This is a genomic window from Christiangramia echinicola DSM 19838, from assembly GCF_000423065.1.
In the GTDB taxonomy this organism is placed as follows: domain Bacteria; phylum Bacteroidota; class Bacteroidia; order Flavobacteriales; family Flavobacteriaceae; genus Christiangramia; species Christiangramia echinicola.
This window is the reverse complement of the sequence record NZ_AUHG01000018.1, coordinates 158,956-171,304: the sequence shown is the minus strand read 5'-3', so window position 1 is coordinate 171,304 and position 12,349 is coordinate 158,956. Positions and strand designations below refer to the sequence as shown.

The following is a 12,349-nucleotide window of genomic DNA, read 5'->3' as shown; positions in this document are numbered from 1 at the left end:
GTAGAAGACAAGCTTGGTGCAGAAGTATTAACGCAGGATATCACGGTTCAGTTGGATGTAAATGGAAAAGCTTCGATTGAAGTTGCCGATATCGATAATGGTTCAAACGATGCCTGCGGTATCGAAACTCTTAACTTGGATATGACCGATTTCAACTGTGATAATGTTGGTTCAAATACAGTAACCCTTACTGCAAAAGATATAAATGGAAACGAGTCATCGGAAATGGCAATTGTAACGGTAGAAGATAATATCGCTGCAAAAGTACTAGCCCAGGACATCATAGTACAGTTAGACGAAAACGGAATGGCTTCAATAGAAGTAGCTGATATCGATAACGGTTCGAATGATGCCTGTGGAATCGACGTGCTAGAGTTAGATATAACAAACTTCACTTGCGAAAACGTTGGACAAAATAGGGTAACGCTTTCTGCAACAGATGTTAACGGAAACGAGTCTTCTGCCACTGCTATGGTAAGAGTAGAAGATAATATCGCTCCGGTCCCGGTGATGGAATCACTTGAGCCTATTTATGAAGATTGTATCGTAGAAGAAGCCGATGTGGTTAAGCCAATGGCTGTAGATAACTGTGATAATGTCACTGTGACGGGAGATCTTTATTTCCCTATCACCAGACAAGGTTCTACAATGATCACCTGGAAATATGAGGATAATAATGGAAATGTGACTTACCAGCAACAGGAAATCATCATTGAAGATGCTACTGTACCGGTTCCGGATTCAGCCGAACTTGAAATGGTAGAAGTAGAATGTGGAATTTCCGATATTTCTGTACCAACTGCTACAGATAATTGTGCCGGTGTTATTAGAGGTACTACTCAAAATGATGTCTCTTACTTTGAACAGGGTGAGTACATAATTTCATGGACCTACGATGATGGTAAGGGGAATGCGACTACTCAGGATCAGTTGGTGATAGTGAAAGACGTGACATCTCCAGAGGTAGCTACTCGTGATATTACCATTTATCTTGATCCACAAGACAATGTGACTATTTCTCCTGAAGATGTTAATGCAGGGACTTCAGATAATTGTAGTGAAGTCAGTCTAGCCCTTGATCAATATTACTTTGATAGACCTGGTACTTATGAAGTAGTCTTAAGCGCTACAGATACTTCCGGGAATACCGGAACCGGCATGGCGACTGTCAAGGTAGAAATGGATGCGGTTGATACTAAAGATGCTCACGTAGTGCCTACACTATTGAAGCGTAATTCTAAAGCGAATGTAATTCTTCCTTTCAGGTCAGGGATTGGCAGAGTAGTGGTGATAGAAACTGAAACGAATAAGTTTAAGAGTTTTAATGGGAATAAGAAGAATAAAATGGAGGTCGATGTAGCTCCTTTTAAAGGAACATTATTAGTAAGAATTACAGATACAGATGGTAAGGTTTACCTTAAGAAAATAGTTGCATTTTAAAAATAAAGAATCATGAAAATTAATAATATACTATTTGGTCTGGTTAGCATTTTATCAGCCCATTCAGCAATAAGTCAGGATCTGGTACGCCCCGTCATTACAGGGGCACCATTTCTGCAGGTCGTTCCCGATGCAAGAGCAGGAGGAATGGGAGAAACCGGAGTAGCTACGCTACCAGATGATTTTGGGCAATTTCATAATCCGGCAAAATTCCTATTTGCAGGATTGGAATCCAGAGGAGTTGGACTGTCTTATATTCCACAGTTCATTGGATATGCCGATGATGTATTTCATGCAAATGTGGCTTACCATCAAATGCTTAATGAACGCTCGGCCTTAAGCGGGTCATTAACATATTTCAGTTTTGGAGAAGTCGAGGTAGAAGAGCTTATGGGCAATGAGATCTTAAATCAGGGAAATTATAATCCTAATGAAATGGCCTTTGACTTATCATATAGTCTTTTGCTAAATGAGAAATTTGGGATGGCAATTTCAGGTCGTTATATTAGATCAAATATTGCCGATAACTTGGGAAGTTCGAATGTTCAGTTTAAAACAGCCAATGCTGTGAGTGCTGATATTTCAGGTTATTATGCTTCGGCTCCAATTGCAGCAAGAGAGAATAAGTGGACGCTTGGATTTAATCTGAAGAATTTAGGCTCCAAACTTGAATATGCCGAAGAATCAGGATATTCTTATCCATTACCTACTTCCCTGAAGCTGGGAGGTGGGTATCATATTGCCAGTGGTACTAATGATGTTCTTTCATTTTACGCGGAAGCTTTAAAATTTTTAGTGCCGGCTACAGATGATCAAAGAAACCTGCCAGATGAAACCGTGGTTGGAGGATGGTTCTCCAGTTTTGGAGATGCTCCCGGTGGATTTTCTGAGGAGATGAAAGAAGTGATCTTTTCTTTCGGTACAGAATTCAGTTTTAATGAAAACCTGAAGTTGCGCACGGGATATATCACTCAAAGTAGAGAGAAGGGATATCGTAATCATGTAACCCTGGGCGCCGGATTTGCCTATGACAGATTCCTTTTTGATTTTGCTTATCAGTCACCTATACAAAATGATATAAGTTTCAAGCAGGATAACGTAATGAAATTTTCACTGAGTATAGATCTAGGATCAAAAGTTAAAACTGAAAATCCCGATAATACAGCTACAGCAGCTAGCTTTTAAAGTAATTATATAGGCTTATATTAAAAGCGCCTCAGGTTTTCTGAGGCGTTTTTTATTTGATGAGATTCATAAAAACCATATCAAGCTTATTCTAAAACCGCCGTTTTTTAAAATAATAGTTCTTATCATTCCCAGTGATCTCCTTGATCACTTTACAAGGATTTCCCGCGGCGATCACATTCGAAGGAATATCCCTGGTTAGAACACTTCCAGAACCTATCACTGTATTATCTCTAATATTAATCCCAGGGTTAATTACCGTATTTCCACCAATCCAAATGTTATTACCTATTGTTACCGGAATAGAATATTCCAATCCTTCATTCCTTTTTTTCGCATGTACAGGATGCCCGGCGGTAAAAATACTCACATTTGGAACCAACATCACATTATCGCCAATGCTGACTTCGGCGCAATCGAGAATGATGGGATTGTAATTGGAATAGAAATTATCCCCTAGAGAAATATTGTGGCCATAATCACAATGAAAGGGAGGTTCTATATAGAAGTTTTCTTTAGTAGAACCCAGTAATTCCTTAAGTATCTCATTACATTCTTCCGCTAGTTCCGGTGAAATAGAGTTTATCCTAAAACAGGCTTTCTGAGCCGCTAGTCGCTCCTGAGAAAGTTCTTCATCCAAAGCATAATATGGCAGTTGAGCAGGTATTTTTTCTTTTTCAGTAGCCATATTTATTTGAATTTAATTTATGCCATTTTTAGTAATTCCTCAAGGTAAGTTCGGGAATTAGACAGGCGAGGTACCTTATGTTGTCCACCCACTTTATCATTTTTCTTGAGCCAGTCATAGAAAAGGTCTTTTCTCGCCTGGTGAACCGTTGGCATGTTTAGCGTCATATTATTATAGCGCTTGGCTTCATAGTCACTGTTCACTTCCTGTAAAGCCAGATCTAATTGTTTGGTGAAATTATCAAAATCTCTTGGAGGTGTTTTGAATTCTACGATCCATTCATGTGCTCCCTTTTCTTTACCTTCCATAAAGATGGGAGCCACGGTATAGTCTATAATTTCACAGTTAGTCATCAGGCAAACCTTTTTCAATGCAGATTCTGCATTTTCAATGATCAGTTCTTCCCCAAATACATTGATATGGTGTTTAGTTCTTCCTGAAACCTTTATCCTGTATGGATTCAAATTTGTGAATCTTATGGTATCTCCAATCTTATATCTCCATAGCCCGGCATTTGTGGTAATTACAACCGCATAATTTTTGCCAATTTCAACCTCGTTCAATGGTATGGCCATTTCCTCGTTGGTTCCATACTCATCCATCGGGATGAACTCATAAAAGATTCCGTAATCAAGCATCAATAGTAGATCCTTAGTGTCATTATGGTCCTGGCAGGCGAAGAAACCTTCAGATGCATTATAGATCTCATAAAACCTGAAATCTTCTTTAGGTAGTATTTTTTGATATTGGGATGCATAAGGTTCAAAACTAACTCCACCATGAAAATAGGCTTCCAAATGAGGCCAGACTTCGAAAAGGCTTTGTTTCCGCGTAGTTTCCAATACATTATTAAGTAATACCAGCATCCAGCTAGGAACACCAGCCAGACTGGTCACTTTTTCCTTTATAGTTTCATCAACGATCGCCTGCATTTTGTATTCCCAGTCGTGCATTAAGGAAACTTCGTTGCTTGGCGTACTGCTGAACTCTGCCCAGAATGGCATATTATCGATTAGAATAGCTGAAAGATCACCGTATGAAGTTCCGTTTTCCTGGTATAATTCCTTGCTACCTCCAAGGCGCAAACTCTTTCCTGTAAACATCTGAGACTGCGGATTATTATTCAGATAAATACAAAGAAGGTCTTTACCTGCCGCATAATGGCATTCTTCTAAAGAATCCTGACTCACAGGAATAAATTTACTCTTTGCACTCGTAGTTCCACTAGACTTGGCAAACCACCGAATAGGAGTGGGCCAGAATATATTATTTTCACCTTTCCTGCTTCGCTCTATAACCTCCTGGTAATCCTCATAATTCTGGATTGGAACCCGTTCACGGAAAGTTTCATAAGAATTGATCTCTCCAAAATGATATTTCTTCCCAATTTCAGTGTTTCTTGCTTTCGTGAGAAGATCTTTAAGCAGTTCATTCTGAACCTCATTAGGGTACTTCATGAACAATTCCATTTGATGAATTCTCTTTTTGAGAAACCATGAAGCTATTGAATTGACTAATGGAATTGGCATTATTCTTCTTATCTTTAACGCTTATATTTAAAGGGCGTTCGGTTATTTGGTTAAAAATAAACGAAACTTTGTAGCCTGCAAAAAATTCATTCAGTCTTAAAATAAAAATTTAGATGAGATACGAAGGAGTTCTAACTAAAATGAGAACAGAAATTACTGATGTGGTTCAGTATTACCTTGTTTGGGGAAATGATTTTATCAATATGAATCAGATGCTCGGGAAAAAAATGAGCCTCAATTTTCTTAGATATCAGTGTCTAAATTGCGCCCTGGAAAAGAAGATTTACCGCCAGGGATTTTGCTATGATTGTTTTAGCGCCATCCCACAAGCTGGAGATTGGGTTATTAGCCCTGAGAAAAGTAAGGCTCATTTAGGTGAGGCAGATCGTGATCTGGAATATGAAAAACGATCACAGCTTCAGCCACATATTGTTTACCTGGCTAATTCCAGCGATGTGAAAGTTGGGGTGACCAGAAAGACACAGGTGCTCACCAGGTGGATAGATCAGGGTGCACATGAAGCTATTGAGATCGTTGAGGTGCCTAATAGGTATCTAGCCGGGATCACCGAAGTGGCTTTAAAAGATCATGTTTCAGATAAGACTAACTGGAGAAAAATGCTCACCAATGATATCAGAGATCTTAATCTGGAAGAGGAGCGTGAAAAACTGAAGGAATTTATACCTGAAGAAGCCAGGGAATATTATATCGCTAATAATAAAGAAACCGAGATCAAATTCCCGGTGCAGCAATTTCCAGAGAAGGTGAAATCTTTGAACCTTGTGAAAAACCCATTTTACGAAGGAGTTCTTAGAGGAATCAAAGGTCAGTACCTCATATTTGAGGATGGAACTGTTTTCAATATTAGAGGTAATGAAGGGCTGGTTGTAGAAATGAAAGTTCTGGTTTAATGCTCATTCTGAGCAAAGCGAAAGAATCTCGTGTGTAGACTGCTTCACTAGGTTCGCGGTGACTTCAAATACGTTTTTTCCTCATGCTGAACTCGATTCAGCATCTACTTTGAGACCCTGAAACAAGTTCAGGGTGACGTGCATAAGTTATGGGGTATGTTTGCGAAATCCTGAAGGTCATTTCGATGGAGCATAGCACAGGAGAAATCTCATATGGAAATACTGCTTAAATTAGATCTCTCCCTTTGGTCGGGATGACTTATAATTTCTGTCCTGCTAAACTCGATTCAGAATCTATTTTGAGTCCCTGAAACAAGTTCAGGGTGACGTGCATAAGTTGAGAGGTATTTTTGCGAAATCCTGAAGGTCATTTCGACAGAGCATAGCGAAAGAGAAATCTTATATTGAAATACTGCTTTAAATTAGATCTCTCACTTTGGTCGGGATGATTTATAATCTTTGTCCTGCTGAACTCGATTCAGCATCTATTCTGAGACCCTGAAACAAGTTCAGGGTGACGTGCATAAGTTGAGTAGTATTTTTGCGAAATCCTGAAGGTCATTTCGACGGAGCATAGCACAGGAGAAATCTCATATTGAATTTACACCTACAATTAGATCCCTCCCTTTGGTCGGGATGATTTATGATTTCTGTCCTGCTAAACTCGATTCAGCATCTATTCTGAGACCCTGAAACAAGTTCAGGGTGACGCTTAGAGTAGATTGTAGCACTGAGCTTGTCGAAGTGCCGCTATTAATTTTTTTTTGTAGTATCCTTTTTCTTCCTGGAATTATTTAATAATCCACCTAATATATTCTTCGCTGCATCTTCGACCTGTTTCTGTGAGGATTTATTTATCGAATCTCTTTTAGTAACCGGAACTTTGGCAGAAGTAGTGTCGGTTTTCTGATTGTTTACAGCCGTGGTATCATTTTTATCGAAAGGCTTATTAGGATCTCTTTTTCCCTGAAGAATATCATTGATCGCATCTACCGCCTTGTTTTCAAGATTCTTTTTTTGCTGGGCAACCACTTTCTGCGTAAGATTGTTCACTGCCTGCTGCATATTTACCTTGATCTGCGGACTCTGGAAATTACCGGTAATCCCAATGGGTAATTCTACAGTAGTATTTTCAATAGTTTCACCGCTTAGCTTACCCAGAGTTTTTCCAACTTCAGAACCAAGATATCTTGCCGGTACGTCTAGTTTGAGGTCATAATTCATGTTCATATCAAAACCGTGACTACCCGCAACCTGAAAATCTATGCCTTTAATATTGAAATTCATAGGGGCGATCTGCACCATCCCGTCTTGAAATGTTAGATTTGTTTTTAGCTTGCTTAGATCAATATCATTGAAATCAATGAAGTTCAGCTGGCTATCAAGTTTAGATAATAAAGCAGCTTTTTTCGGGTTGATTTCTGCAGTTAATAATTCAGCTAAAGCATTACCTACAAGACTTGATAATTGCGGAGTAAGATCTTCATTCAAATTACCTTTAAGGCTCATGGTAGACTGAAGTTTACCTTCGATAGCACTGGCCAGAGGAGCAAGACTTTGCATTAATTCTAGGCCGTTGAAAGAAGAAGCGATATCCAGAGAGTTCAGGTTTAGATCCATTTCAAAAACCGGAGTTTGGTTCTTCGTAGAAACTAATCCGTTCATTCCAATGCTACCGTTAAAAATATTAGTTGAAATATCCTGTAATCTTGCGGTTTCATCTCGTATGATGAGCAAACCTTTCGCGTTCTTAAGTTCAAGGTTATCGTAAATAACCGTATTTGCAGTAAACCTAAGTTCCATATCAAGGAAAGAAGGAACTTTAACGGCTTCCTTTCCGGTAGTTTTTGCCACGGTTTGGTCCTTTCCGTTCTCATCTGTTGTAGTGATCTCTTCAGTTTCGGCGACCATAAAATCATTTACAGAAAATGTGTTTGATTGTACCTGGAAATTTCCTTTTAATTGCTCATCTGTCAGTAAAAACCCAATAAGATTTTGCAGTGATCCTGAAGCAGAAATATCTGTTTTACCTGTGGTCATTTTCAAATCTGGGACTCTTACATTCCCCTGGTTAAAGCTCATATCTGCATTAGAGATCTGTACTTCGTTAGGAATTTCGGGAGAAGAATATTTAAAATTTCGAATGGAAGCGGTACCACTACTTTTCACATTCTGATATTGCTCCTTTTCTATAGAATTCATATCAAAACTGGTCTTAACATCGGCGGTAAGGATCCCGTTTAGATCCTGTTCCATTTCCAAAGGATATGCCTGGCTGATATTCGCAAGATTTATGGTTCCTTTCAGAGCCAGGTCCACCAGCATATTTTCAGTAAGGTTACTAATATTTCCGTTGGCGGTAAACCTATCCTGATCTATTCTAAATGTTGCATTCTTTATATTGATATAAGTTTCTTCGGCAAGACCGGTGTCATTTAATACTTCCATGTCTAAATTGATATCCTGCACACTTTTTGGAAGATCGGGATATTTAAAAGAGGCATTATTAGAGGTGATCTTGATATCCATTTTTGGAATAAATGTGACGTCAGCTTTTCCGAAGATCCTTCCGTTAACCACAAAATCACCATTGGTATCTACATTCTCAATATTCTTCGCATAGATCTCAGGGATTACACCCAGGAAGTTCTTGAAATCTGAAGATGGAGTTTTAAAAGTAATATCCATTTCAGTATCCTCATTATTTACCTGAACATATCCATCAAAAGTCAGCGGTAACTGGTTTACTTTAGCTTCGTTTTCCAGGAACGTATATTTCATGTTCTCCAGATCCATTTGGAAAACTGCATCCAGGATCACAGAATTTTGATTTAGATAATTGACCCCATCATAATCAAGTGAAACTAAAGCTTCAGAATACGTATCAAGTTCAGACTGATCTAAAGAGAAATCACCATTCCCTTCATGGTTCAAATTCTCGATATCCATTGAAATCTTAGAACTCTTGTCATCATATTTCACCCTGGAATTATTGATCTCATAATGTTTAAGATCCAGGCTAAAAGGTTTGCTGTTAGAAGTAGAAGTGGTAGTGTCCTCAACCGCAATATCATAATTGGCGTTTCCAAGCGAGTCTACTTTAATGTTGACGTAGGCATTGTTAAGGCTAAGGCGATCTATCTTTTTAGCTTCGTCGCTACTTTTAAAAAGTTCTTTTATAGACATCTCTAACGTAACTTCTTCACCCAACGCCAGTGTGTCGCCCTTAAAAGGTTCATTATTAATAATACTAAGATCTTCTATTACCAAAGTTGCCTGCGGAAAACTGCGGAACATACTAAGGTCGATATCTTTAAAATCTACCTGGGCATTTAAATTATCATTCATTGTTTTCTTCACGAGGTCTTTTAGCTGAGATTCAAAAACGAATGGAGCCACGATCAATAAAATGATAATGGTGAGTATAATAAAACCGAATATTTTTAAAGCTTTTTTCATCTTTTGATAAAATTTGTTAGTTGCTGTAAATCTATACAGCTTCAAATTTGAGTTCTTCCGCAGGTTTTAGATTGAAATATTTTCTCAATCCATATACTGCGGCATATAAAAATGGAGTATCAACTGCGGCAATAATTACTTTGAATAAAAATCCGCTAAGTAACAGTCCATTAAATAGTTCCCAATCTATCTTTCCAAAACTACAAAGCAAAAACAAGACCGAAAAAGTATCTACGAACTGTGAAAGAAAAGTTGAAAAGTTATTTCTCAGCCATAAATGTTTGCCTTTAGTTAGTCTTTTCCAGAAATGGAACAATTGTATATCTATATACTGTGCCAGTAGATAAGCCACCATCGAGGCAAAAACCGCGATTGCGGTCGCTCCAAAAACCTTTTCGAATAGTGAATCACCTATTGGTGACCAGCTTGTGGCCGGCACGGCATCTGCTATATAAACTATCAATAAAGAAAAGAACGATGCAAAAATACCTGTGGTCACAACCTGGTTCGCTTTCTTTTTTCCGTAGACCTCACTAATAATATCTGTGATAAGAAAAGTCACGGGGTAAGGCAGGATGCCAACCGATATTTCAAAAGTGTAAAGTCCGAAAAAATCCCAGTAAAAAAACTTTTGAAAGATAAGGTTGGAAACAACCAGGGAAGCGATAAACAAAGCAGTAAGGATCATATATATTTGCTGAGCCTTAAGCTTTTCTTTCAGGTAGAGTTTTGCCAAATTTTGTTATTAAGTCTTTTATCAAAATTAAGAGTATGTGCTTTTGTTTTGCTTAATTTGCTGTGAAATTATTTTGCGCTACCTATTAAAATTTTCTTAATACGTCTTGAAATCCCCTAAAACAGTAATATTAGCACTGGGAAGCAACATTGGCGACCGGCTTGGTTACCTGCAAATGGCCCTTGAAAAGATACACCAAAACATTGGTTGGATCCTTGAAGTTTCAAAAATTTATGAGACCCCGGCCTGGGGCTTTGAAGGGAATGCGTTTTTTAATGCCTGTATTTCCGTTTCCACCAGGTTAGATGCTCAGGATGTATTAACTCAACTTCTGGATATTGAAAATGAGCTGGGAAGAGAGCGATCTAATGCTGAAAACTATCAAAACAGGACGATAGATCTTGATATACTCCTTTTTGGAGAGGAAGTAATAGAAACCGGATCTTTAATTGTTCCGCATCCAGGGATTCCTGATCGCAGTTTTGTATTACAACCTTTGAATGATATTGCCGCTTCAGAGAAGCACCCAGTTTCCGGAAAAAGGATGAGCCAGTTATTAAAAGAGACTACAGATACTTCTGAAATTTCGGTTACTGCAGAAAAACTTACCAAGCCCGAAATGAATTTCAATTTTCCAACCTGCAATTATATCGCGGTCGAGGGGAATATTGGGGCCGGGAAAACCAGTTTTTCAACCATGATCTCTGAAGATTTCAACGCTAAATTGATCCTGGAACGTTTTAAGGACAATCCATTTTTACCAAAGTTCTACGAGAATAAGGAGCGTTATGCTTTTCCGCTAGAAATGTCCTTTCTCGCCGACCGTTATCAGCAGCTTTCAGATGATCTCGCACAATATGATCTTTTTAAGGATTTTGTTATTTCCGACTATGATGTTTTCAAATCCCTGATCTTTGCCAAGATCACGCTTCATGAAGATGAATATTCTTTATATCATAAACTCTTTCACTTGATGTATAAAGAGCTGGTGAAGCCTGAGTTGTACATATATCTATACCAAAATACCGATAGATTGCTGGAAAATATTAAAAAACGCGGCCGTGATTATGAACAGAATATCCAGCCGGAATATTTGATAGACATCAATAAAAGCTATTTAAATTTTATTAAGTCTCAGAGCAATATGAAAGTGCAGGTGATAGACATCTCAGGGCTCGATTTTGTTTCCAATCGTAAAGACTATTTGTGGCTGCTTTCTGAAATTGACAAGGCGGTAAATTAGGATTTCTTAAGTTTAAACTTTGAGAATAGATCCCATAAAACTACCCCTGTACTTACTGAAATATTCAGCGAATGCTTGCTTCCCAGTTGAGGTATTTCAATAACACCGTCACTTGCTGAAACCACTTTTTGTTGCACACCTTTTACCTCGTTTCCAAAGACAACGGCACAGGTTTTATTCGTTTCTGGAATAAAATCATTAAGCATCATAGCTCCTTCGGCCTGTTCAATAGAATACACCAGTATTCCTTCAGAACTTAATTTTTCAACTAATTCCAGGCTGTCTTCTACATATTCCCATTCCACAGTTTCCGTAGCGCCAAGTGCGGTTTTTTGAATGTCTTTATGTGGTGGTTTGGCGGTGATTCCGCAGAGATATATTTTCTGAATCAGGAAAGCATCTGCGGTACGAAATACAGAACCTATATTATTAAGGCTCCTTACGTTATCCAGAATTACGATAATTGGCGTTTTCTCTGCCTCTTTAAATTCTTCAATACTCTTACGGTCTAATTCGGCATTCTTTAGTTTCCTCTTATTCATGCCGCAAAAATAGAAAATTGAATTTTTATGGACTGTTTTGTATCATTCTGTAAAACAGTTTTTTATGATTTTTTTGTTAACTTAGAAATTCTTAAATCCCTAATTCTTCACGAGAACTGCTATTTCTGTTTTGGTTTATTTATTAACTAAAACCAACGATATTATGAATTCGATTAAAACACTTTTTGTAGCTGCCATATTTTTTATGGTGAGCTGTTATTCATTTGGCCAGGTAAAGGCAGAAAAATATGATAATCCACAATGGGTTAGTATGTCTTATATCAAGTTCAAGCCTATGAAAAAAGAGCCGGCCATGGGCATTATTGAGAATTATTTCGCCAAGGCAGATCAGGATGCCGGGATCGATGCGCCTACTGTATATCATTTTGTAAATGGAGATTATGATATGCTGGTAATCTGGAATATGAAAGAGGGTGTGGAAACTCTAAATTATAAAACTACTCCAGATGATGCTAAATGGATGAATTCTATGACCAAAATCGCCGGAGGACCAGACAAGGCAATGGCGAAACTTGAAGAATTCATGACGTATGTCGAAGATTGGGATAACACCATGGCCAGAAAAGAATAACTATATTTATTAAATATGATAACT

General features: G+C 38.1%; 10 protein-coding genes. 5 read left to right on the top strand and 5 right to left on the bottom strand.

Annotated features, from left to right (window positions below):
- Both G530_RS17720 and porV read left to right on the top strand, forming a co-directional pair.
- Nucleotides 1-1,440 (top strand): hypothetical protein (locus tag G530_RS17720; RefSeq protein ID WP_035716513.1); only part of this gene is annotated, 1,440 nt, incomplete at its 5' end.
- Nucleotides 1,441-1,452: 12 nt separating this feature from the next.
- The gene (porV, locus tag G530_RS17025; RefSeq protein WP_051199804.1) at nt 1,453-2,625 is read left to right on the top strand and encodes a type IX secretion system outer membrane channel protein PorV; all 1,173 of its coding nucleotides are present in this window, start codon (nt 1,453-1,455) and stop codon (nt 2,623-2,625) included.
- A gap of 91 nt (nt 2,626-2,716) precedes the next feature.
- On the opposite strand, the gene G530_RS0114310 is transcribed toward porV, so the two are convergent.
- Together G530_RS0114310 and G530_RS0114305 are read right to left on the bottom strand one after the other, a co-directional pair.
- Nucleotides 2,717-3,313, bottom strand: a complete 597-nt coding sequence (locus G530_RS0114310) for a sugar O-acetyltransferase (RefSeq protein ID WP_026935186.1) — start codon at nt 3,311-3,313, stop codon at nt 2,717-2,719.
- A 17-nt stretch (nt 3,314-3,330) separates the two neighbouring features.
- Nucleotides 3,331-4,842 (bottom strand): GH3 auxin-responsive promoter family protein, encoded by a 1,512-nt coding sequence (locus tag G530_RS0114305; RefSeq protein ID WP_026935185.1) that lies wholly within the window; start codon nt 4,840-4,842, stop codon nt 3,331-3,333.
- Nucleotides 4,843-4,955: 113 nt separating this feature from the next.
- On the opposite strand from G530_RS0114305, the gene G530_RS0114300 reads away from it, so the two are divergent.
- Nucleotides 4,956-5,753, top strand: a complete 798-nt coding sequence (locus G530_RS0114300; RefSeq protein WP_026935184.1) for a DUF2797 domain-containing protein — start codon at nt 4,956-4,958, stop codon at nt 5,751-5,753.
- Nucleotides 5,754-6,506: 753 nt separating this feature from the next.
- Here G530_RS0114300 and G530_RS0114295 read toward each other — a convergent pair.
- Together G530_RS0114295 and G530_RS0114290 are read right to left on the bottom strand one after the other, a co-directional pair.
- Entirely contained in the window at nt 6,507-9,212 is a 2,706-nt protein-coding gene (locus G530_RS0114295; protein ID WP_026935183.1) for an AsmA-like C-terminal region-containing protein, read from the bottom strand.
- A gap of 31 nt (nt 9,213-9,243) precedes the next feature.
- Nucleotides 9,244-9,900, bottom strand: a complete 657-nt coding sequence (locus G530_RS0114290) for a queuosine precursor transporter (protein WP_051199807.1) — start codon at nt 9,898-9,900, stop codon at nt 9,244-9,246.
- A 154-nt stretch (nt 9,901-10,054) separates the two neighbouring features.
- On the opposite strand from G530_RS0114290, the gene folK reads away from it, so the two are divergent.
- A complete protein-coding gene (gene folK, locus G530_RS0114285) occupies nt 10,055-11,191 on the top strand; it encodes a 2-amino-4-hydroxy-6-hydroxymethyldihydropteridine diphosphokinase (RefSeq protein WP_026935181.1) in 1,137 nt (378 codons plus the stop codon).
- Here folK and G530_RS0114280 read toward each other — a convergent pair.
- Entirely contained in the window at nt 11,188-11,733 is a 546-nt protein-coding gene (locus tag G530_RS0114280; RefSeq protein WP_026935180.1) for an RNA methyltransferase, read from the bottom strand. The two genes, folK and G530_RS0114280, sit on opposite strands and share 4 nt — an antisense overlap.
- A 163-nt stretch (nt 11,734-11,896) precedes the next feature.
- Between G530_RS0114280 and G530_RS0114275 the strand changes: the two genes are divergently transcribed.
- Nucleotides 11,897-12,325, top strand: a complete 429-nt coding sequence (locus G530_RS0114275) for a hypothetical protein (RefSeq protein ID WP_026935179.1) — start codon at nt 11,897-11,899, stop codon at nt 12,323-12,325.
- The last annotated feature ends 24 nt before the right edge of the window (nt 12,326-12,349 follow it).